At 69.3% G+C, this 20,265-nt stretch carries 21 protein-coding genes; 12 read left to right on the top strand and 9 right to left on the bottom strand.

What is annotated here, in order from left to right; all coding sequences use genetic code 11:
* Positions 1-59: 59 nt before the first annotated feature.
* From NJE57_RS18780 to NJE57_RS18770, 3 genes are read right to left on the bottom strand one after another with little or no spacing between them, the layout of a single operon-like run.
* The gene (locus tag NJE57_RS18780) at positions 60-557 is read right to left on the bottom strand and encodes a hypothetical protein (RefSeq protein ID WP_413464442.1); all 498 of its coding nucleotides are present in this window, start codon (positions 555-557) and stop codon (positions 60-62) included.
* Positions 487-2,052 carry a sodium:solute symporter family transporter gene (locus NJE57_RS18775; protein ID WP_319030036.1) on the bottom strand — a complete coding sequence of 522 codons (1,566 nt, stop codon included), beginning with the start codon at positions 2,050-2,052 and terminating at the stop codon, positions 487-489. Before NJE57_RS18775 ends, NJE57_RS18780 begins: the two co-directional genes overlap by 71 nt.
* Positions 2,052-3,779, bottom strand: coding sequence for an AMP-binding protein (locus tag NJE57_RS18770; protein WP_319030035.1), 1,728 nt, complete (start codon positions 3,777-3,779; stop codon positions 2,052-2,054). The genes NJE57_RS18775 and NJE57_RS18770 overlap by 1 nt, the downstream gene beginning before the upstream one ends.
* Before the next feature lie 115 nt (positions 3,780-3,894).
* Here NJE57_RS18770 and NJE57_RS18765 point away from each other — a divergent pair, with 115 nt between their 5' ends.
* Positions 3,895-4,674, top strand: coding sequence for an enoyl-CoA hydratase/isomerase family protein (locus tag NJE57_RS18765; protein WP_319030034.1), 780 nt, complete (start codon positions 3,895-3,897; stop codon positions 4,672-4,674).
* A gap of 2 nt (positions 4,675-4,676) precedes the next feature.
* A complete protein-coding gene (locus tag NJE57_RS18760) occupies positions 4,677-6,392 on the top strand; it encodes a helix-turn-helix domain-containing protein (protein ID WP_319030033.1) in 1,716 nt (571 codons plus the stop codon).
* A gap of 3 nt (positions 6,393-6,395) precedes the next feature.
* On the opposite strand, the gene NJE57_RS18755 is transcribed toward NJE57_RS18760, so the two are convergent.
* Entirely contained in the window at positions 6,396-7,061 is a 666-nt protein-coding gene (locus NJE57_RS18755; RefSeq protein ID WP_319030032.1) for a stage II sporulation protein M, read from the bottom strand.
* 100 nt (positions 7,062-7,161) lie between these two features.
* Between NJE57_RS18755 and NJE57_RS18750 the strand changes: the two genes are divergently transcribed.
* The 6 genes from NJE57_RS18750 (at position 7,162) to NJE57_RS18725 (ending at position 12,432) form a co-directional block, all read left to right on the top strand.
* Positions 7,162-7,416 (top strand): hypothetical protein, encoded by a 255-nt coding sequence (locus tag NJE57_RS18750; RefSeq protein WP_319030031.1) that lies wholly within the window; start codon positions 7,162-7,164, stop codon positions 7,414-7,416.
* A 59-nt stretch (positions 7,417-7,475) separates the two neighbouring features.
* A complete protein-coding gene (locus NJE57_RS18745) occupies positions 7,476-8,552 on the top strand; it encodes a sensor histidine kinase (RefSeq protein ID WP_319030030.1) in 1,077 nt (358 codons plus the stop codon).
* Positions 8,549-9,166 carry a response regulator transcription factor gene (locus NJE57_RS18740; protein WP_319030029.1) on the top strand — a complete coding sequence of 206 codons (618 nt, stop codon included), beginning with the start codon at positions 8,549-8,551 and terminating at the stop codon, positions 9,164-9,166. Before NJE57_RS18745 ends, NJE57_RS18740 begins: the two co-directional genes overlap by 4 nt.
* A gap of 326 nt (positions 9,167-9,492) precedes the next feature.
* The gene (locus NJE57_RS18735) at positions 9,493-10,131 is read left to right on the top strand and encodes a SipW-dependent-type signal peptide-containing protein (RefSeq protein WP_319030028.1); all 639 of its coding nucleotides are present in this window, start codon (positions 9,493-9,495) and stop codon (positions 10,129-10,131) included.
* A gap of 62 nt (positions 10,132-10,193) precedes the next feature.
* Positions 10,194-10,862, top strand: a complete 669-nt coding sequence (locus tag NJE57_RS18730; protein ID WP_319030027.1) for a signal peptidase I — start codon at positions 10,194-10,196, stop codon at positions 10,860-10,862.
* Complete coding sequence (locus tag NJE57_RS18725) at positions 10,855-12,432, top strand: hypothetical protein (RefSeq protein WP_319030026.1); 1,578 nt, start codon at positions 10,855-10,857, stop codon at positions 12,430-12,432. Before NJE57_RS18730 ends, NJE57_RS18725 begins: the two co-directional genes overlap by 8 nt.
* Positions 12,433-12,491: 59 nt before the next feature.
* Here the strand turns inward: NJE57_RS18725 and NJE57_RS18720 are convergent, their stop codons facing one another.
* The gene (locus NJE57_RS18720; protein ID WP_319030025.1) at positions 12,492-13,043 is read right to left on the bottom strand and encodes an XRE family transcriptional regulator; all 552 of its coding nucleotides are present in this window, start codon (positions 13,041-13,043) and stop codon (positions 12,492-12,494) included.
* A gap of 65 nt (positions 13,044-13,108) precedes the next feature.
* On the opposite strand from NJE57_RS18720, the gene NJE57_RS18715 reads away from it, so the two are divergent.
* Together NJE57_RS18715 and NJE57_RS18710 are read left to right on the top strand one after the other, a co-directional pair.
* Positions 13,109-13,780, top strand: a complete 672-nt coding sequence (locus tag NJE57_RS18715) for an AzlC family ABC transporter permease (RefSeq protein WP_319030023.1) — start codon at positions 13,109-13,111, stop codon at positions 13,778-13,780.
* Positions 13,773-14,090: an AzlD domain-containing protein gene (locus tag NJE57_RS18710; RefSeq protein WP_319030022.1), complete on the top strand. Its 318-nt coding sequence runs from the start codon at positions 13,773-13,775 to the stop codon at positions 14,088-14,090. Before NJE57_RS18715 ends, NJE57_RS18710 begins: the two co-directional genes overlap by 8 nt.
* A gap of 121 nt (positions 14,091-14,211) precedes the next feature.
* Here NJE57_RS18710 and NJE57_RS18705 read toward each other — a convergent pair whose 3' ends face one another.
* Positions 14,212-14,469 carry a hypothetical protein gene (locus NJE57_RS18705; RefSeq protein ID WP_319030021.1) on the bottom strand — a complete coding sequence of 86 codons (258 nt, stop codon included), beginning with the start codon at positions 14,467-14,469 and terminating at the stop codon, positions 14,212-14,214.
* Here NJE57_RS18705 and NJE57_RS18700 point away from each other — a divergent pair.
* Positions 14,463-15,584: a DNA alkylation repair protein gene (locus NJE57_RS18700; RefSeq protein ID WP_319030020.1), complete on the top strand. Its 1,122-nt coding sequence runs from the start codon at positions 14,463-14,465 to the stop codon at positions 15,582-15,584. The genes NJE57_RS18705 and NJE57_RS18700 overlap by 7 nt on opposite strands.
* 97 nt (positions 15,585-15,681) lie before the next feature.
* Here NJE57_RS18700 and NJE57_RS18695 read toward each other — a convergent pair whose 3' ends face one another.
* The gene (locus NJE57_RS18695) at positions 15,682-16,605 is read right to left on the bottom strand and encodes a GyrI-like domain-containing protein (protein WP_319030019.1); all 924 of its coding nucleotides are present in this window, start codon (positions 16,603-16,605) and stop codon (positions 15,682-15,684) included.
* A gap of 3 nt (positions 16,606-16,608) precedes the next feature.
* Positions 16,609-17,241, bottom strand: coding sequence for a TetR/AcrR family transcriptional regulator (locus NJE57_RS18690; protein WP_319030018.1), 633 nt, complete (start codon positions 17,239-17,241; stop codon positions 16,609-16,611).
* A gap of 133 nt (positions 17,242-17,374) precedes the next feature.
* Here NJE57_RS18690 and NJE57_RS18685 point away from each other — a divergent pair, with 133 nt between their 5' ends.
* Positions 17,375-18,169 (top strand): SDR family oxidoreductase, encoded by a 795-nt coding sequence (locus tag NJE57_RS18685; protein WP_319030017.1) that lies wholly within the window; start codon positions 17,375-17,377, stop codon positions 18,167-18,169.
* Between the two features lie 362 nt (positions 18,170-18,531).
* Here NJE57_RS18685 and NJE57_RS18680 read toward each other — a convergent pair whose 3' ends face one another.
* Positions 18,532-20,181 carry a CotH kinase family protein gene (locus NJE57_RS18680; RefSeq protein WP_413464441.1) on the bottom strand — a complete coding sequence of 550 codons (1,650 nt, stop codon included), beginning with the start codon at positions 20,179-20,181 and terminating at the stop codon, positions 18,532-18,534.
* Between the last annotated feature and the right edge of the window lie 84 nt (positions 20,182-20,265).

Raw genomic sequence — 20,265 nt, 5'->3', positions numbered from 1 at the left:
GCTGCAGGACTTGCGCGCGGCTGCGGGGCGGGGGGCTGCGGGGAGCGCGGCTGCGGGGGTCAGCCGGCCGTCGCCAGGTGCTTCTCGTCGATCGTGCGGTCAAAGACCAGGGCGTACAGCAGCCCCGCGCCCACGGCGGTGTAGGGCCAGATCACGTAGAAGATCACGCCCATGGACATCGGCAGGCCCCAGAGCATGGCGTCGCTGCTGGCGGTGAGGATCGACCACAGCACCAGCACGCCCAGCCCTGCGCAGTAGGCGGCGATCGCCATGGTCGACACCCGCTCCCAGGAGCCGTCGGAGCGCAGGGAGCCCAGCAGCATCATGACCACTGCGAAGAGGGGCACGGCCAGGAACACCATCTGCCAGCTGTCGGTGAGCATCCCGATCAGCCCGAAGGCGGCCACGGCCACGAAGGCGTGGATCAGCATGCCGGCGCGCTTGTGGTCGGGCTCGGGTGTGTCGGAGGCGCCACGGGTGGTGAGGTCAGACATGGTCGGTCCTTTCGGAGGTCGTGGTGGTCGTGGCGGTCGTGGTGGTCGAGCCGGACGCGGCAGACGCGCCGGTGAGCGGACGGTCGGTGGGGGCGGTGCGGCCGTAGAGGTGCTCCAGGGTCGCGTCGGGGTGACGGTTGGAGGTCATCAGCGAGACCACGTAGAACAGCAGGATCGACACGAGCAGTGAGATGCCGCCGACCTGCATGAACGTCGGGACGGAGATGATGTCCCGCGCGGCCAGCGAGGTGATGATCATGTTGCCGAGGATCGCGAACGCCACCGTGACCGTCGCGGCGGTGGCCGTGGCACGGTGCCAGTAGATGGACATGACCACCGGGCCGACGATCGCCGCGGCGAAGGCGGCCCAGCCCAGCGCGCCGAGCAGGAACACCACCTGCGAGAGGAACAGGGTGAGCAGGACCGACAGGACCACCAGGGTCAGGCTCGCGATCCGGCTCCACAGCAGTTCGCGCACCACCTTGATGCCGAACGCCGCCGGCAGGTCGCGCATCATCGACGAGGCGCCGATGGTGATGAAGCTCGAGGCGGAGGACATGATGGCCGCGAGCAGACCGGTCATCGCGATGCCGCCGACGATCGGGTTGGTGACCGAGTCGAGGAACCAGATGGCGGTGTCGTCGATGTTCTCCAGCTCCGGGGCGTCGCCGGTGATGGTCATGGAGCGGGTGGCCAGGCCGATGCCGATCGAGAACAGGGTGGTGATGGCGTAGGCGATTCCCGCGACGGCGGCGCCCCACTTGAGCTGCGTCATGTCGCGGAGCATGAGGAACTTGGTGAGCAGCTGCGGCTGACCCACGGCGCCCACGAAGATCAGCAGGCCAAAGGCGAAGATGTACGTCGGGGGCTTGACGCCGTCGATCGACAGCAGCTCGGCGCTCGAGGCGGTGATGGTGTCGAGCATGGGCATCCAACCGCCGGCCACCTGGACGGCGAAGAAGAACAGCCCCACGGACATGACCACCATGAGCACGCCCTGCACCAGGTCGGTCCACACGGCCGCGAGCATGCCGCCGGCCATGGTGTACGCGGCCACGACGAGCGAACCGATCCACACACTCGTGGACACCGAGGTGCCCAGCAGCAGCGAGATGATCACGCCGATCGAGGTGACCTGCGCCGTCATGTAGGCGATCGAGGCGATGAACACCGCGACCGACATGGTGGCGTGCGAGGTGCGGTCCTGGAAGCGGATCCGGATGAGGTCGGGCACCGAGTAGACGTTGTGCTTCTTGCCGATCCAGTTGAGGCGGCTGCCCAGGAGGAACCAGGCGGCGGCGAAGCCGAACGGCGCGAACAGCCCGACGGCGATGAGCGCCTGCAGCCCCCACGCGTACGTCTGCCCGGTGCCGCCGACCATGCCCCAGCCGGACTGGATGGAGGAGAAGCTGGCGATGGCCATCACGAAGAAGCCGAGGGACTGCCCGGCCACCAGGAACTCCTTGGCCGATTTCATCTTGGTGTTGGCCCACGCGCCGATCGCGAACATGAGCACGAAGTAGGCGAGCACCACGCCTATCACTACGGGATTGTTCATCAGGTGTCCTTTGAATGAGCGGCGCGCAGCTGCGCGGTATGAGCGTCGCGCAACTGTGCGCGGCGGATCTTGCCGGTGTTGGTGGTGGGCAGTTCGTCGAGGAAGACGACCTCGCGCGGGTATTGGTAGAAGGCCAGGCGCTCCTTGACGAAGTCCTGGATCTCGCGGGCGAGTTCGTCGCCGTGCTCGACCCCCTCGGCCGCCACGACGTAGGCGACGATCGCCTCTCCGCGCAGCTCGTCCGGCACGCCGATCACGGCCACCATCTCCACCGCGGGGTGGCGCAGGATCTGGTCCTCGATCTCGCCGGGGCCCACCCGGTAGCCGGCGGAGGAGATCAGGTCGTCGTTGCGGCCGGAGAACCAGAAGTTCCCCTCGTCGTCGACCGTCGCCAGGTCCCCGGTGCGCAGGACTCCCCCCAAGGTCTTCTCGGCCGTCTTCTCGGGCGCGTTCCAGTAGCGCAGGAACGCATTCGGGCTGGGCAGGCGCACGCAGATCTCGCCGACCTCCCCCGCCCGGACCGGCTCGCCCACTCGCTCACCAAGACTGTCGAGGAGCAGCAGGTCGAACCCGGGCGTGGGGCGGCCCATCGAGCCGGGCGGGGTGGCGAACTCGGCGTGGCAGGTGCCCACGATCAGGTTGAGCTCGGTCTGCCCATAGATCTCGTTGACCTGCACGCCCAGCGCCTCGCGCGCCCACTCGGCCACGGGCTCGCCCAGTGCCTCGCCACCGGAGAAGGCCGCCCGCAGCCCGGTGCGCGAGTAGTCCACGTCCGCCGCGCGCATCATCTTGAGGATGGTCGGCGGCAGGAACGAGCACGTCACGCCGTGACGCCGCAGGATGTGCTCGACCGTCTCCGGGCTGGGCCGCCGGGCCGAGGCCACCACGGGTATACCGCTGTAGAGGCTCGGTAGCAGCACGTCCAGCAGTCCGCCGGCCCAGGCCCAGTCGGCGGGGGTCCAGAACACGTCGCCCTGTTCAGGGAACCCGTCCAGCGCGCGGACCACTCCGGGCATGTGCCCCAACACCACGCGGTGTCCGTGGAGGGCTCCCTTGGGCTGGCCGGTGGTCCCGGAGGTGTAGATGAGCAGCGCGGGGTCGTCGGGTCCGGTGTCTCCGGCGACGACGGCGAGGTCCGCGTCCTCCGTCACCGACAACGGCAACACGGTGAGCGCGCCGGCTCCGGTCGCCGGGGCCGTTCCGGTCGCCAGCATCGCTCCGGCCAGCGGCGACGTTGCCTCGGGGACCGCATCCCCCGCGACCAGCACGGTGCGCAGCTCGGGCAGCTCGGGCAGCTCCCCGGCCAGGCGCTCGTAGCAGTCAGCATCGAACACCGCCGCCGTGGCGCCCGAGTCGCCCATCCGGAACAGGGCGGCCTCGGGCCCGAACTTCACCGAGAGCGGGACCGCGATCGCGCCCATCAGGTAGGCGGCCACGTGGGCCACGGCGGTCTCGGCGGACTGCGCGCACATCACGGCGATCCGGTCGCCCTCGCCGACCCCGCGCTCGCGCAGGACGGTGATGAGCCGGCGGGCGCGGGCGCCGAGTTCGCCGAACGTGGTGATCTCCGGTGGATCGTCGCCGCGGTCCACCACGATCGCGGGGTCATCCTCCGGATGCACGTCCGTGCACGCGGCGCCGATGTTGAATCGGTCCGGTATCTCCCAGTGGAAGCCCTCCGGACCCAGCGGTGGACGCCAGGGGCGTGCCCGGGCGGTCGATGGCATGGGTTCAACTCCTCAGTCTGTGTGAGCCGCCTCACTCGGGCGACCTCGCTACACGACCGTATGAGTGACCCGATTCACATACAATGGAGATTCCCCCTACGTTCGGAGACCCAACATGTATGAATTTCTATCCCTCGACGAATCCGACGGCCTCGCGACCGTCACCCTGAACCGGCCGCCGGTCAACGCCCTGTCCCGCGGGATGCAGGAGGAACTGCGGGCGGTCGCCCACGAGGTGTCGGGCCGCGACGACGTCCACGCGGTGGTCTTCACCGGCAGCGAGCGCGTCTTCGCCGCCGGTGCGGACATCAAGGAGATGCGCGACATGCCGTACTCCCAGATGCTCACCGAGGCCCGCGAGCTGCAGTCCGCGTTCGGCGCCGTGGCCGCGATCCCCCAGCCCACCGTCGCCGCGATCACCGGCGCGGCGCTCGGCGGCGGGATGGAGCTGGCGCTGTGCTGCGACCGGCGCATCGCCGCCGAGAAGGCCAAGCTCGGCCAGCCCGAGATCCTGCTGGGCATCATCCCCGGAGCCGGCGGCACCCAGCGACTCGCGCGCCTGGTCGGCCCCGCGGTCGCCAAGGACCTGTGCCTGACCGGCCGTACGCTCACCGCCGCCGAGGCGCTGGAGCTGCGCGCCGTGGAAGAGGTGGTCCCGGACGGCCAGGCCACCGCCCGCGCCACCGAGTGGGCCCGGCAGTTCGTGGGCGGGCCCGGCATGGCGCTGCGGGCGGTCAAGGAAGCCGTGGACCGCGGCATCGAGGTGGACCTGGAGACCGGACTGAGTATCGAGCGCGCCCTGTTCGCGGCCCTGTTCGCCACCGAGGACCGGGAACTGGGCATGCAGTCGTTCATCGACTCCGGCCCCGGCAAGGCGAACTTCCTCGGCCGCTGACCGTGGCCGTCGACCTCGCCCTGGGGCTGCGGGACGTCCTCGACGCGGCCGCCGAGCTGGCGGCCGCGGAGGACGAGGACGCCGTCCTGCACATCGCCATCCGCAAGGCCCGCCAGCTCGTGGGCACCGACCTGGCCTACGTCATGCTGCTCGACCGCGAGCGCGGCGACACCTACATGCGCATGGCCGAGGGAGCCACCAGCCCGCTTTTCGACACCATCCGGCTGGGCATGGGGCTCGGACTGGGCGGGCAGGTCGCCGAGGCGATGGCACCCCGCTGGACCCGCAACTACCTGGCCGACGAACAGTACACGCACGTCATCGACCCGATCATCCGCGACGAGGGCGTCAAGGCGATCCTCGGCGTGCCCGTGCGCACCCACGGCCGACTCACCGGGACGCTGTTCACCTCCGACCGCGGAGAGCGCGACTTCACCCAGGACGAGATCACCCTGGTCGCGCTACTGGCCGACCAGGTCTCCGCGGCCCTCACCGCGGCCGAGCGCGCCTCCCGGCGCCGGCGGGAACTGGACGAGACCCGCGATGCCCTCGACGCCGAACGCGCGCACTCCGCGCGCCTGGCCGGCACCGTCTCCCTCCACGAGCGGCTCACCCGGCTGGTGGTGGCCGGAGCCACCGTCCCCGAGATAGCGGACCTGCTGATCGACATCGAGGGGGGCACCGCCGCCGTCTTCGACCTGGCCCACCGGGAGATCGGGTCCGCCCGGTCGGCCGAGGGACCGCCGGTCGAACTGCTCCGGCAGGTCCTGGCGGAAGCCTCTACGGAACCAGAGGGGATGCTCACGAGACAGGAGGACGGCCACCTCGTCGTCGTCACTCCGGTCGTCACCGGCTCCGACCACCTGGGGTACGTCACCTACGCCAGCCGCGGCGGCGTCCCGGCCATCGGGCGGGTGCTCGAGCGGGTGAGCTCGGTGATCGCGCTGATCCTGCTGGGCCACCGCGCGCGCGACGAGGCCGACAACCGCGTGCGCGGCGAGCTCCTGGCCGAGCTGCTCTCCCCCGGTGAGCACGACCTCGAGGCGATCGGCCGCCGGGCCACGCTGCTGGGCGTCGACGTCCACGCCGACCTGATCGCGCTGGCCATCACCCCTGAGGAGACCCGGATGACCCGCGCGCTGCAGGCCGAGTGCCGGTCACTGGCCCGGGCCGACGGCGGGCTGGTGACCACCTACGGCGACCGCGCGGTGATGCTCCTGCCCGGGCCCGACGCCGGCGAGACCGCCCGCGACGTGGCGGCCCGGCTCACCCCGCACGCGGCCACCGTGGGGGCATCGGGCCCGACCGCGGGACTGGCCGCCGTGACCGACCACGTCGAGCGGGCCCGGCGCGCCGCGCAGCTGCTCATCGCACTGGGGCGTGCCGGCGAGGGGGCGGCGACCGAGGAGCTGGGCCTGTACGGGCTGCTGTTCAGTGAGGTCGCCCGCGAGGACGTCACGCAGTTCATCGAGCGCAACCTCGGGCCGATCCGCGACTACGACCGCGACCGCGGGACCGCCCTACTGGAGACCCTGAGCGCCTGGTTCGCCGCCGACGCCAGCCCCTCGGCCACCGCGGATCGGCTGTTCGTGCACGTCAACACAGTGTACCAGCGGCTCGACCGGCTGGATTCGGTACTCGGTGGCGGCTGGCGTCGCGGTGACCGGGCGATGGAGCTGCGCCTGGCCCTGCGGATGTGGGAACTCCGCGGCCGGTGAGGATCAGTGGAGCAGCAACTGAATGAGCGGGTGGAGGAGGTACCGCAAGGAGTAGGCCTCCCAGACCGCGCCGACGACGAGCAGTGCGAGTGCCGGGATCGCGAGCACCCCGATCCTCTGCAGGCCTCGCACGTACCCCTGACGCCGGGTCGTGGCGCCGACCGTGCGGGGGACGAGCCAGTGCCTACCCAGGAGGTACACGCCCAGCAGGAGTAGCACGTAGGCCTGGAGCTCGAGGGCGATGGTCAGAGAATGCGGGATGAGGATCACCCACCCCTCGGGGTCTGCCGGCGCGAGCGTGATGCCGGTCTCCACCGCCCAGTACGCGAACAGGGCGAGCCCGGCGAAGGGCACGACGAGCGAGGGCAGCACGATGGTCAGCAGACTGAGCCGGGAGATATTGACCCCCAGGATCACCAGTGCGAACAACGGTGGCGAGTTGACCAGGCCCCGCACCAACTCGCCGGTCCCGTCGTCCTCCAGGGCCACGGCCCGGGCCGCGTTGAGCTCCGGAAAGAGCACGCCCATCACGAGCCCGAGGAGAGTCAGTCCGTAGGCCGCCGCGTTGACGACGAGATAGGCCCGCAGGTTCGCGCGGATGAGGTGGAGGGGACGCCACCAGAGTGGCGCGGGTGCGGAGTGCTCGAGGTGCGCAGGTCGCGACGTCATGTGACCATCGCATCCCATCGACCGCCGGGGATGCAGTGGCCGTGCGTCACCGGGACTCATGACACCACGTCACTACCCACACGACGGGGCGGGAGAGATCGTGACAGACATGAAGTTCCTCGACGTGGCACTGAACGCCGTTATTGTCCTGTCCGTGACCGTATTCCTCGCCTACATCGGGTTGCACCACTACGACTACGGCCTCTTCACCACGCTCCCCCGGGACATCGTCGGGTTCTTCACCGGCAACGCCTTTCTGCAGTACGTGGCGCTCGTCCTCCTCATCGCGGCCCTGATCGCGAAGATCCCCACCGGTCGGGCGATCACGCGACGAGAGATCGGGAAGAGGGTCTGACCATCCAGGACACGCTGCAGGCCGTCGCCCCGAGCGACCTCAGGATGCGCCGGGTGGCCATGACCACCGCGGTCGCCGCGATCGCGCCGCTGAGCGTCCTCGGCGTCGCGCTGACCTCCACATCCTGGTGGGAGGGGGTGACCGCTGCCGTCGGGTACCTGCTGACGTTCGGGGTGCTGCGGGAATGGAGCCTCGACGGCTACCCGCGCCGGGCCGTCCTCGCTCTCATGTTCACCGCGGCGGCGTGGTTCATCGGGGCACTGACCGCGTCCAGCCCGATCAGCTTTGTCCCGCTGTCCCTGGTGGGCGCGCTCCTGGTCGCCCGGACGAGGCGGCGGACGCTGTGGATCCTCGGCCTCGCCTCAGGGGTCGGGGCGATCGGCGCGATGTCGTTCCTGTCCCACCCGGTCACCTGGGAGCTGACCGCGACCTACCTCGCCACCCCGGCGGTCGGCACTCTCTTCGTCGCCGGGGTGATCCTACTGAGCGAACAGACGTGGCAGGTCGTCCGGACGCTCGAGCGCGCCAGGGAGACCGAAGCCGAACTCGCGGTGGCACACGAACGGATGCGGATCGCCGACGACCTGCACGACATCCAGGGCCATTCGCTCCACGTCATCAAGCTCAAGGCCGCGCTCGCCCGCCGAATGGTGCGTATCGACCCCGAACGATCGGAGGCGGAGCTCGACGAGATCCGCCAGCTCGCCGAGAAGGCCATCGCCGAGACGCGAACGCTGGCGTCCGCGCACCACGAGCTGAACCTCGTCGCCGAGCTCGAGAACGCCAAGCGGTTGTGCGAGGCCACGGGTATCGCCGTGGAACTGCGGTTCGTGGAGGGGACCGGTGCCTCCGCGCATCCCCTCCTGGCGCAGGTGCTCCGCGAGGCCACCACCAATCTGCTCCGGCACGCGCACCCGACCGTGGTGACGATCACGGCGTCGGCGGTCGAGGTGGAGGTGGCCAATGACGGCGTGATCGATGACGCCGCGTCACCCCTGCGCGGGCTCGCGAGGTTGAGCGAGCGGGTGGAGCGCGCCGGTGGCGAACTGCGGGTCGAGCGATCACCCGAGCGATTCGTGGTGGCCGCGCGACTCAACCCGGAGCCCGCCGCCCGCGTGGAGGGGGAACCGCGGTGACCTACACGGACCCGATCCGGATCATCCTGGCCGACGACGAGCACCTGCTGCGTTCGGCTCTGGCGGCATTGCTCCCACTCGACGGGGCGATAGAGGTGGTGGCGCAGGCGGACGACGGCCCCGGCGCCGTGGCCGCGACCCTCCGACACCGGCCCGACGTGCTGGTGATCGACCTCGAGATGCCCGGGATGGACGGCCTCGAGGCGGTCGCCGCGATCATGGCGGAATGCCCCGGACAGCGGGTGCTGATGCTCACCCGGCACGCGCGCCCCGGCGTCCTGCGACGCGCGCTCACGCTCGGGGTGACGGGCTTCATGGGCAAAGGGGCCGACCCGGAGGACATCGTCGAGGCCGTCTGCTCGCTGCACTCCGGGCGACGGCATATCGCCCACGAGATCCTCGAGGCCTCGGTCATGGACGACTCCCCGCTGACCGACCGCGAGGCCGACGCCCTCCGGGAGACCCGTGAGGGCTACTCGGTCAAGGACATCGCTCATCGGCTGCACCTCGCACCCGGCACGGTCCGCAACTATCTCTCGAGCGCCATGCAGAAGACCGGCGCCTCGACCCGACACGACGCGGCCAGAGCAGCCCGCGACCGCGGCTGGCTCTGACACTCCGGCCGATCGGCGCGGTGGGCTCCGGGCTCAGGTTCCAGAGGTGAATGACCTCGTCGTCGTCGTTTTTCTTCAGCTCCTCCCTAGTGCTGACACAGCGTCCAGGTAGGGCTCCACCCTCGAAGTACCTGGGGGTACGGAATCCGAGTGATGCCTCATATCTGCTGGTTGAACCGATTTCGCGGCGAAATTGTCAGAATGTGACCTTGTCGACAGAACGGCTCTTAACGTTTGCTACTGGCGGGTAACTAAGCAACAATAAATGGGACTCGTCAACAAAGACTGTTGGCGCCCACCCTCACCCCCACCGGAAAGGCCCTCCCATGAGCACCACGTCCCAGACCCCCCGGCCCGCCGCGCAGACGCAGAACCGCCGCAAGAAGGTCCGCGCCGTCATGGCCTCCGGTCTGGTGCTGGGCGTCGGCGCCGCGGTGACCCTGGCCGCCTGGTCCGACACCGCGTGGGGCGTGAGCGAGTTCGGCACCTCGGACAGCGCGTTCAACATCCAGGGCCACTTCAACGCCACCCAGGGTTGGGACGAGTTCCTCACCAAGGACAAGGCCGGCACCATGCAGTTCGGACCCGCCTCGACCGCCCTCGTCCCGGGCCAGCCGGTCTTCCAGCTCGTCGGCCTGCACGAGGAGAAGGGCAAGCTCGGAGCGGACATCACCGTCGCCCAGCAGAGTGTCGCCTCCAACGCGCTGACCGACAAGGTCGCCGTGTCCGTCGCCGATCTCGGCGGCGACACCACCCCGCCGGCCACCTGCTCCGCCGAGGCCACCGGCTTCCAGCCCGTGGGCACCCTCGCCGCCCCCGAGTCCAGCACAACGCGCGTCGAGAAGGGCGCATACAAGTGGCTGTGCCTGCGCGCCGAGCTCGCCTCGGATGCCGGACTGGACGCCGCCGGGATCGCGCCCGCCCCCGTGTACTGGAACTTCGACGCCCAGAGCGACGACGCCTGATCCGCCATAACCCCCTTCCAGCACGACCGGGCGACCGACCGCGACCGGCGAATGACTACGCGGTGAATGACTACGCAGAGGTGATGGCCATGCAGACCGCAGCAACGACCCCCGACAGCGGGACCCCGAGCCGTCCCGCGGGATCGCACCGCGCCCCCAGCAGGTCGTTCGGCTCCTACCTCGCCGGTGGGCTGGCCAATCTCCTCGCCGCCGGCGGGATGGTGGCGGTCGGGCTCGTGATAGCCGCGGTGACCATGAACATCTCGCTGATCATGTTCAAGACCGGCTCGATGTCTCCCACCATCCCCACCGGCTCCGTCGCCGTGGTCAAGGAGATCAGTGCGGACGAGATCGCGGTGGGCGACGTGGTGACGGTCGATCGGCCCGGCCGGTTGCCCGTCACCCACCGGGTCATCGACGTCCAGCCGCAGGTGCCCGGCGAGGCGCTGATCCTGATGCAGGGCGACGCCAACCCGAACCCCGACCCGGGGATGTACCGGGTCGAGACCGTCCGGAAGGTGCTGTGGTCCGTCCCCGAGCTGGCGAAGGTGATCGTCTGGGCCGGCAACCCGCTGGTCCTCGGCTCCATCACCACCCTCGCCGCACTCGGCGTCCTGTGGACCTTCTGGCCACGTGACCCCGACGAGAACCCCGACGAGGACGACGACGAGAACGACGACGTCGACGCCGGCTTCGCCGGAACCGGCCGGGTCGGACGCTCGGATGAGTAGCGCACGCACTCGCCTGCAGCTCATCGTGGCCCTCGCCGGGGTCCTGGCCCTGCTCGCCGCCGTGGCCCTGGCCGCGGCCTCGACGCGGCCCACCGAGGCGACGTGGAACGACACCGTTGCCGGCGAGGCCCGATTCGGGATGCAGAACCCGTATCAGGACACGCGTTTCGCCCGCGCCGTCTCGACCTTCGGCCTCATGGACCGGGCAACCCGGGACAACAATGTCGGCCCCGTGACCGCGGTCCGCGAGACCCCGGCGACGTCCCGTCAGATCGTCGGCCCGTCCACCCATGACAGCTCCACCTTCCTCACCGGGATCCTCCCCCTCCACACCGTGGGATTCTCCTGCTCCACACTCGACGTCGCGCAGGCCGCATGCGCGAACGGGAACACGGCCGGCGTGGCACTGCCCACCGCCAACGCGGTCTCCGAGACGCGGTCTCTGGACGTCAGGACGGCGCGCCTGCTCGGCTCGGATCTGGTCACCTACCAGGGCAGGAACCCGATCCGCGCGACCGCCACCTGTTCCCCGACCCAGGGCCTGGCCACACTCAGCTCGGACGGACCGGTGATCCTGGGTCGAAGCGGCCTCTTCGAGGAAGAGGTCCGCGTCCCGATCCCCGGTCCCAACTCGGAGCTGTCGGGTAGCCGGAGCTGGGGAAGCTACGACTACGTCGCGACCCTCCAGCACGTCAAGAAGGAAAGCCGTGGACACGCCCTGTCCGAGCTGCGACTGCGCGTCCACGCCACCGGTACCGGCGGAGCAGAACGCTGGAACCTCACCCTGATCCTCGCCCACGCCGAATGCGGGGTCGACCGGGAGACCACGGCCGCCCCCACCCGTCCGACGACCGGCGAGTGGCCCACCATCGCGGCCCAGACCAGTCGTATGACGGCGGTTCAGGCGGATACTCACACCGCTGCGCCGACCACCACGCAGCCCCAGGCAGTCGACCCCGAGAGCGACGAGCCCGCCACCGAGGAGACCTCGGCCCCCGCTGCTGCGACGACCCCGACCACGGCTGCGGCTACGGCTACGGCTACGGCTACGGCCGAGAGCACCACGCCTGCTGTGCAGCCTGAACCCACCGAGCAGTCCGACGTCGCGGACGAACCGCAGCGACCGGAGAACGTGGACGTCGGACGATGGTTCGCGCTGGTGGGCCGCGACGGCACCGAGCTCGGCTCCGCGAAGGTCGAGGACGTCGTGCGGACCCCCGGCTGCGGCGTGGAACTGACCCTGCACATCGCGACCTCGGCCGAGGCGGGAGCGGACCGCTGGTCCTCGCTCAGCCCCGACGACTTCGCCGAAGTCCGGCCCGGCGGTGCGACCCGCGACGCCGGGACCGTCAGCTCGGACTGCGAGCAGTCTGCGACCTCCACGACCACGCGCCTGTCGCCGGATCGCGAGTACGAGATCGTGGTGGCGTTCCAGCTCGACGACTCTGCGCAGCGGGCGATGCTCCGGCCCGACGGCACCGCAGGCCGGATCGTCGACCTGCCGCCGCTGACCCAGGTCACGACGAGCGCCGCGGCCACCACGACGGTCACCGCGGACTCCGACGCCTGATCGCCAGGCGGGCCTCCGACCCCTCGACGCATCCCAGAACCGGAAGGACCGCTGACGTGCTATCTGATCTCCGAGATGAGCACCGCGGTGGTTCCCTCCTGCTGGGCGTCGAAGAGGTGCGGGGCGTCGCCCGGATAGCAGAGGTAGTCACCGGGCAGCAGGGTGTGGGGAGATGATTCTGGTCCGACGAGTGCGGATCCCGACACCAGGATCACGTGCTCGACGGTGCCACGGGCATGCGGGGCGGACACTTTCGGGCCGCTGGGGTCAGCCTGGACCAGGTACACATCGCGGCGCGCGTGGGGAGGACTGGCCGACAGGAGCGCGGCCACATAGTTGGCACTGGCCGATCGGATGGGTGGCGCGCCTCCAGCGCGGATCAGCGTGACGGGCTCGGTGTCCTCGTCCACGAGACGGGCGAATGGCACGCCGAGCGCATCTCCCAGAGCCCACAAGGTCTCCACGCTGGGGTTCCCCCCGCCCGATTCGAGTTGGGACACGGTCGCCTTGGAGACGCCCGAGCGCCGAGCGAGCTCGGACACCGACAGGCCTCCTGAAGTGCGCTCCCGTTTGAGTGCAGCCCCGATTCTGGCGCCGAGCTGTTCCGTCATTCGTTCACTGTAGCGAACGAATGATCAGTTTGACAGATAGAAGCGGTTCGTTCACCATACTGATCATGTGCCTATTCCGCCGAACGCGCTCGGCCTTCGCGCCCGTCATGGCGATCGCCTCGGCGGTAGGTGTGGTCGGGGTGGCCTACGGGTCGATGGCCTCAGCTGCGGGTGTTCCCCCCTGGCTCGTAGTGCTCGCCGCCGTCCTGGTGCTCAGCGCATCCTCGGAACTGGTGTTCATCGGCGTGATCGCCTCGGGCGGTCTGGCCTGGGTCGCCGCCGGCGCAGGACTCCTGGTGACGCTCCGGAATTTCGTCTACGGATTCTCTGCGTCGGCGTTCCTGCCCCAAAGGTGCGTCCCTCGGGCCCTGTCGAGCCACCTGGTGAACGACGAGAGCGTCGCCTTCGCGATGGCCCAACCGCACCCATCTCGACGCCTCAGCGCGTTCCGCGCGGTCGGGGTCGCCATCCTGATCGCCTGGCCCCTCGGCGCGATGGTCGGCGTCGTCGTCGGGTACGTCATTCCCGACCCCGGCAGTCTCGGGCTCGATGCGGCGTTCCCCGCAGTCTTCGTCGCAATCCTGCTGGGAAGCGTCCACAGTCGCACCGCTGTTCCTGCCGTTGCCGGCGCGACGATCGCCGCGGCTGCCACCCCATTCGTGCTCGCCGGAGTGGCCCCCGTCCTGGGCCTGATCGGCCTGCTCACAATTGCGCGGAAGCGGGGAGACCGTGTCTGATGCAACCCTTCTACTCGCCGTTCTCGCCCTGGCCATCGGCACCTATGCCATCAGAGTGGGCGGGGTCGGCCTCGGAGGGTCGCGCCTCTCGCTGCATCTCCGACAGTGGGGCGATCCCGCGGTGATCGTGCTGATCGCCAGCGTCGCCGCTACCGCGACCCTCTACGAAGGCCAGGCCTTTGCCGGGTGGGCTCGCGTCGCCGGGGTGGCCGCGGCCGCCGGCCTGGCAGCGCTACGGGCACCGCTCGTTGTCGTGGTCGTCGCAGCAGCCGGAGTGGCCGCCTCGCTGCGAGCGCTCGGGATCCACTAACGGGATAGGCGAGGGACAGGTCTACTCGGTGGCCAACGCCGAGGTCGGCGCCGCGACCCTCGCCTTAGTGACGCAGTGGGCCTGAGGCCGGACAGGCCCTCACCTGACCGCCCGCTCCTCGTCATGCATCCTCCAGGTCAGAGTCGTTCATGACCTGCTCGAAGAACGTGTCCAGGCGAGTGAACAAGCCCAAGAAGGCCTCGAGGTCATCCTGGGCATCGACGTACACGGCCGCAGCCATGTCCTCGTACATGTCGTTGACCCCCTCGGCGACGAGGGCCCCGGCCTCGGTCACCCGCACCTGCCGGGCCCTGGCGAGTGCGGCCCGGAGAACCCCCTGGCGGAAACCTGGCGAGGCGCAATGATGAGGGCATGCCATTCGCTGACGAACTCATCTCCCCGGACGTCGCGACAGCACTGTCCAGCTCCATCCAGTCCGCCATCCCCGAGCGACGTCTCAGTGAACTGCCGCAGCTCAGCGGTGCTCTCGACGGCATGTCGCTTCGGGAGCGAGCGGATCTGCTGCGCGACGGACTGCTCGCCGACGTGCCCGGTGACTACCGAGCCCTCGCCGACGTCGTCCGATCTGCCCGCGATCTGGACTCGGGATTCACCGGCTGGATGATCTGGCCCGTCACGAGCGCGATCGCCACTCGCGCCACGCAGGAGAACACCGCTGCCGCCTTCTCCGATGCGATGGCGCTGCTCGCCGAGCTCACCCACAAGCTCACCTCGGAGTTCGCCATCCGGACATTGCTGCGGCACGACCTCGACCGCGCACTCGCCGTCATCACGGACTGGACGAAATCCCCGGACGAGCACGTGCGACGCCTGGCCAGCGAAGGCACCCGCCCCTACCTGCCCTGGGCGGTGCGGGTCCCGGAGATCACCCAGCACCCGGGAGTCACCGTGGCGATTCTCGACGCCCTCTACCGCGATGACAGCGCGTACGTGCGACGCTCGGTGGCCAACCACCTCAACGACCTCAGTCGCGATGCCCCCGACCTTGTCGTCGAGACGGCGCAACGGTGGTTCGAGGCGCCCGCGCCCACAACTGCCGCACTCGTCCGCCACGGTCTGCGCACCCTCATCAAGAGGGGACATCCCGGAGCGCTGGCACTACTGGGGTTCTCCCCCGCTGCGGTGGACGTCGACGGTCCGACCATCACCGACACTCGGGTGCCGTGGGGCGGCGACGTCCACTTCAGCGCGGTGCTCCGCAACACCGGCACGGAGCACGCCCGCCTCTCAATCGACTACATCATCGAATACCTCAAGGCCAACGGCACGCTGAGCGCGAAGGTCTTCAAGCTCGCCCAGCGCGATCTGGCCCCGGGAGCCGAAGTGGTCATTGACCGCAAACACTCCTTCCGCCCACTGACCACCCGCCGCTACTATCCCGGCGGCCACACACTCGCGCTGCAGGTCAACGGGATCAGGACTCCCCCAGCCGCCTTCGAACTGCTGCCGGCCGACGCGCAGCCCGGGACGTGAGCTACTCGGCGCACAGTCCCGTCCCACTGCGTCTGACCACGCTTCGTGGACCATCACGATGGTCGGCTCAGGAGATGCTTCGGTCCTTGCCCGTCGTTCAGGACACGGGATCGCGAAGGATGGTGCGCAGCGTGTCCTGCGGGGTCTCGCGGGTGAACCCGTCCAGGTGGATCTCGTGGTGGGGACCGCTGCGATGGGTTCCCCGCTGCTGCGCGAGTGCACCCAGACGCTCGAGGGTCGGGAACTCCTCGGCGAACGGCCCGTGGTGCATGATCTGGACGACGTCCTGCTCCGGCGTGCTGTGCAGCTCGATGACGTCGTCGCGCCGATCAGCCTCGCTCTCCGCGCGAGCTCTCGCTGCCGCCAGGTCCTCGGTCGTGGTGGCGTCCGGGACGGCCGCCATGATCCGGTACAACAGCGAGGGCACGGGGTTGACGGAGTAGAAGTCCGCGATCTCGACCGGGGTCGATCCCTCGGGATACCAGTACTGGATCTCGATGACCGGACTCGACTCCCGGGTGACCTGTCGGGCGATGTCTCCGATGAGCGCCATCTTGCGGTAGAACTCGTCGGTTCCGGGCGATCCGGAGCCGGCGATCGATGCGTACGTCATCGCCGGTACACGGACCAACTCGGGATCGTCCGGGGCGTGGAGATGCGGAGCTGCCGTCATGGGTTCTGTCCGGGCGATCGTGTCGTTAAGCCCGGTACGAATGGTCGCCATGGTGTCGGCGAAGGCCTGGTCGATATCTATCTCGAGCCTCTCGGCCAGGACGAACACCCACCACAGGCTCTCGGCGAGCTTGTGCTTCAACTCGGCCTCGCTGTCACCGTCGATCGCCCACGTTCCGTCGTTGGCGAGTAGCAGTCGGCCGATGTAACCGACGTCGTTGGAGAATCCGAGCATGAGCTCATGGAGGGACCACGTCTTGCCGTTGAAGCGCTGCTCGAGGGTCTCGTAGAGGCGGCGGATCTCGAGTGCCTGGTCTCGTGCGGGAGCGAGGTTGGCCAAGTCAGTCATGTGTCATGCCTTTCGGAGGTGGTCCGGCGCACTGTTCGGATGCGGTGTGGAATCGGGTGACGGGACGACGGCAACAGAACGATGGGCGAGGGCGACCAGCGCGTGCCGGGGTTCGCCATCGGCGGCGCGGATGGCGAAGCCGGTGGCGAGTGTGATTAGGAACCGAGCCAGCTCCTCGGCGTCCTCGTCGGACGGGAGGTCGCCGTCGCGGATAGCGCAGCGGAACCGGTCGGCCAGACGCCCCTGGATCACCCGGCGGTTCTCGGCGAGCAGCGAGAAGGCGTCTGCTTGATCTGTGACCATCGCCTGGACGGACAGGCATCCGGGCGGCTGCCCGGGAGACGTCACCGCCGCGGCGTTGCCGACCAGGAAGGCCTCGGCCACCTCACGCGCCGTGGGCTCGGCCAGGGCAGCCTCCACATACTCCATGTTGCGTGCGATGTAGCGCTCCAGCGCTGCGCGGAAGAGCTGGGCCTTGTCCCCGAATGCGCGGTACAGCGCAGGTCGGCTGATACCCATCGCTTCGGTGAGCTCTGCCAGCCCGGCCGCGTCGTAACCGTGCCGCCAGAACGTCTCGACGGCGGCATCCAGTGCGGTCTCCGGCTCGAATGCGCGGGGTCGTCCTACTGGTGCCATCAGTGCCCCCTCAATTACGAACCGATCGGTACGGTATCAGTGTTGCAGAGACGGCACGATGCGCGCAGCATGAGCTCGGGCGGCGCCTGCCGACACCCGCGCCCACCTCAAGTCCAGCCCGAAAGGGGCTCCCATGCTCATCGATCTTCACGGCCGCACAGCCCTCGTGACCGGTTCGACGCAAGGCATCGGACGTGCGATCGCCGCCACACTCGCCGATGCCGGAGCCCGCGTGGCGATCAACGGGCGCCGCCCCGACAGCGTTGACTCGGCGATCGCGGAACTGCTGGCCGAGCGCGCCGATCGCGACCTCGTCGCCGCGCCGGGTGACATCACCGACGAGGCCGGAGCCGCAGACGTGCTCGCCGCCGCCGGTGACATCGACATCCTGGTGAACAACCTCGGCATCTTCGGTACGACCTCAGCCCTCGACATCACCGATGACGAGTGGCGCCGCTACTTCGAGGTCAACGTTCTGGCCGCGGTACGTCAGATCCGCGCGGCCCTCCCGGGGATGAAACAGCGCGGCTGGGGGCGCGTGCTGAACATCGCCAGCGACTCCGCGGTCGTCATCCCCGAAGAGATGATCCACTACGGCATGTCCAAGACTGCTCTCCTGGCCGTCTCTCGCGGGTTCGCCAAAGACGCCGCCGGTACCGGTGTCACCGTGAACTCGGTGATCGCAGGTCCCACCCACACCGGCGGCGTGGAGAGCTTCGTCTACGAGCTGGTGGACCCCGGCACCCCGTGGGACGAGGCCCAGCGCGAGTTCATGCGCACCCACCGGCCGCAGTCGCTTCTGCAGCGGCTCATCGAGCCCCAGGAGATCGCGAACATGGTGGCCTACCTCGCCTCACCTCTCGCCTCGGCCACGACCGGCGCCGCAGTACGCGTCGACGGCGGGTACATCGACTCGATCATCCCGTAGGAAGTCACTGGCAGCTGGTCGTCGACCGACTCTGACATCCCCGCTCCCGCGCGGCTAGCGGGTCCTGGAGGCCGACGGCACGCGCGACCCTGCCGCAGCAGAGGGACCGCGCAGCTGAGGACCTCGTCGTCGTCATAAACCGGCCCGCACACACCGCAACCCGCACCTACCCGAGCCCCACCCACCCGAGTCCCCCACTCCCTCAGCGGCGACGGTGAACCTCGTCGCGGCCGGCGGCGGAATTGGTCGTGGCCACTGCGGAGTTTGTCGTGGCCACTGCGGAGATCCGCCGAGATTCCCGCAGTGGTCACGACCAATTTCTCCGAGCCCGGGGCGGCCCCAAGCCGGGGCGAGCCCGTGCGTCAGGCGGGCCGCTGCTCGGCGAGCGCCGTCGTCCGCTGCTCGATCCAGGCGCGCAGTGACGTCGCCTCCTGCTCGAGCGTGGCCTGGTCCACCTCGTCGCTCACCGGGAAGGCCGCCTCGACGTCATCGAGCGTCTGCGCAGCGAGGCCGCTTCCGTACATCTGGTCGTAGAGCTCCCAGTACTTCTGCTCGTACAACGCGGTGAAGGCGTCCGAGTCGAGGAAGCGGGTCTTGAGTGGATGACTTCCGCCCATGCCGCCCGGACGCTGCTCGCCGTCGGCGCCCTCGGCCATCCCTAGCTGCCCGGCGGCCTCCTGGCGGGCGGCCCACTGGTCGGCAGCGTTCTGACCAGCGAATTCTTGCCCAGCGGCCACTTGACCCGCGACGTCCTGGCCGCCCTCCGGCACCGCGGCCCCGGCAGCGGGAGCAGCAGCACCCGGCATGCCGCCTGCGCCTGCGCGCCCGCCCATCGAGACGGTGTCGTCCGGGCCGGCGGCCGTGTTCCCGCTCATCGCCAGGTTCAGATCCCAGGACACCACGGTGAACTTCTCGGATTCGAGGTCGTACCAGAGGTAGTAGTTCTGGCCCGGGCCCGACATGTCGTCGGAGTTCCCCAGCAGGTTCTGGGTCGCGATGTAGGCGGCCAGCGAGTCCACGTCGACCCATTGATCGAGCTCGGCGGCGAACTCCTCGTCGTCGGCGGAGTCCACCCAGCGCAGCAGGTCGATGATCGGCTGCATGGTGCCGTTCCCCTGCGCGTTGACCTGCTTGAACTGGTCCGAGTAGTCCGACTGGTCCTCGCCCACGTACGCGAAGTTCGAGCTGGCGTCGGCTTTGTAGAGGTAGCCGGAGCCCTCGAAATCTGTAGAGGCGTACCCGTCGTCGGGGTGTTCCAGCAGGAGCCGCGAGGTGGTGGCGCCGTCGTTGACCGAGTACTCGCTATAGGCGTAGCGCTGAGTCGCCTGACCCGTGGCCTCGGTGAGTTCCAGCGCCATGGCCTCGTTGAGCACCGGCGTGCCCGGGCGGACCGACAGCTCCGTCATCCCCTGGTACGCGCGGCCGGGATAGTTCTGGTCAAAACTGATGAGAAGCGGCAGCGTCGCGGGGTCATCGACGGATATTCCGCTGTTCATCCCGAACATGCCGCCCGGCGCCTCGGCGCCCTCCTGCGCCACAGGCGGCTCGGCGCCCTCAGCCATCGCGGGCGGCTCGGCACCATCGGGCATCGCGGGCGGCTGGCCGCCCTCTGCCGCCACGGGCGGCTCGGCACCATCGGGCATCGCGGGCCTCTCGCCGGTCTGTCCCATGCCGGGCCGGGCCTGCCGGCCACCTCCCCCCTCGCCTCCGGCTGCCTCGCTGTCCCCACGTAGACCGCGCAGCGTCGAATTGCCCTTGAGGCGCACGGCGACGTCGTTGACGAACACGCCATCGATCGTCATATCCGCAGTGACCCAGTCTTTGTCACCGTCGCGTTCATACGCCTCGATCATGTCCGCGTACTCCACGTCGGTGATCTCCAGGTGGATCTGGTGTGCCACCGTGTCGTCGAACAACTCCACCGTCCCAGTGACGTTCTGCGTCACCGTCGAGGCGATCACGTCCGCGTCGCCGGTGATGTACGGCCGGACGCGGATGCCACCCAGCACCATGACGACGACGACGAGCGCCGCCGCCCCCACCACGAGCACCTTCCAGTGCTTGCGCACGGACAGTGGCACCCGGTGGCGCAGTCG

It is taken from the genome of Dietzia sp. PP-33 (assembly GCF_033790845.1).
Lineage (GTDB): Bacteria > Actinomycetota > Actinomycetes > Mycobacteriales > Mycobacteriaceae > Dietzia.
The sequence above is the reverse complement of the archived record's forward strand: the minus strand, read 5'-3'. Positions and strand labels throughout refer to the sequence as shown.

Coding starts and splice junctions, on each gene's coding strand:
- NJE57_RS18690 (WP_319030018.1), bottom strand. CDS start 17,241: ATGGCACCAGTAGGACGACCCCGCGCATTCGAGCCGGAGACCGCACTG.
- NJE57_RS18775 (WP_319030036.1), bottom strand. CDS start 2,052: ATGAACAATCCCGTAGTGATAGGCGTGGTGCTCGCCTACTTCGTGCTC.
- NJE57_RS18735 (WP_319030028.1), top strand. CDS start 9,493: ATGAGCACCACGTCCCAGACCCCCCGGCCCGCCGCGCAGACGCAGAAC.
- NJE57_RS18745 (WP_319030030.1), top strand. CDS start 7,476: ATGACCACCGCGGTCGCCGCGATCGCGCCGCTGAGCGTCCTCGGCGTC.
- NJE57_RS18715 (WP_319030023.1), top strand. CDS start 13,109: ATGTGCCTATTCCGCCGAACGCGCTCGGCCTTCGCGCCCGTCATGGCG.
- NJE57_RS18725 (WP_319030026.1), top strand. CDS start 10,855: ATGAGTAGCGCACGCACTCGCCTGCAGCTCATCGTGGCCCTCGCCGGG.
- NJE57_RS18770 (WP_319030035.1), bottom strand. CDS start 3,779: ATGCCATCGACCGCCCGGGCACGCCCCTGGCGTCCACCGCTGGGTCCG.
- NJE57_RS18765 (WP_319030034.1), top strand. CDS start 3,895: ATGTATGAATTTCTATCCCTCGACGAATCCGACGGCCTCGCGACCGTC.
- NJE57_RS18720 (WP_319030025.1), bottom strand. CDS start 13,043: ATGACGGAACAGCTCGGCGCCAGAATCGGGGCTGCACTCAAACGGGAG.
- NJE57_RS18700 (WP_319030020.1), top strand. CDS start 14,463: ATGCCATTCGCTGACGAACTCATCTCCCCGGACGTCGCGACAGCACTG.
- NJE57_RS18755 (WP_319030032.1), bottom strand. CDS start 7,061: ATGACGTCGCGACCTGCGCACCTCGAGCACTCCGCACCCGCGCCACTC.
- NJE57_RS18705 (WP_319030021.1), bottom strand. CDS start 14,469: ATGGCATGCCCTCATCATTGCGCCTCGCCAGGTTTCCGCCAGGGGGTT.
- NJE57_RS18685 (WP_319030017.1), top strand. CDS start 17,375: ATGCTCATCGATCTTCACGGCCGCACAGCCCTCGTGACCGGTTCGACG.
- NJE57_RS18680 (WP_413464441.1), bottom strand. CDS start 20,181: ATGGTGCTGGGTGGCATCCGCGTCCGGCCGTACATCACCGGCGACGCG.
- NJE57_RS18695 (WP_319030019.1), bottom strand. CDS start 16,605: ATGACTGACTTGGCCAACCTCGCTCCCGCACGAGACCAGGCACTCGAG.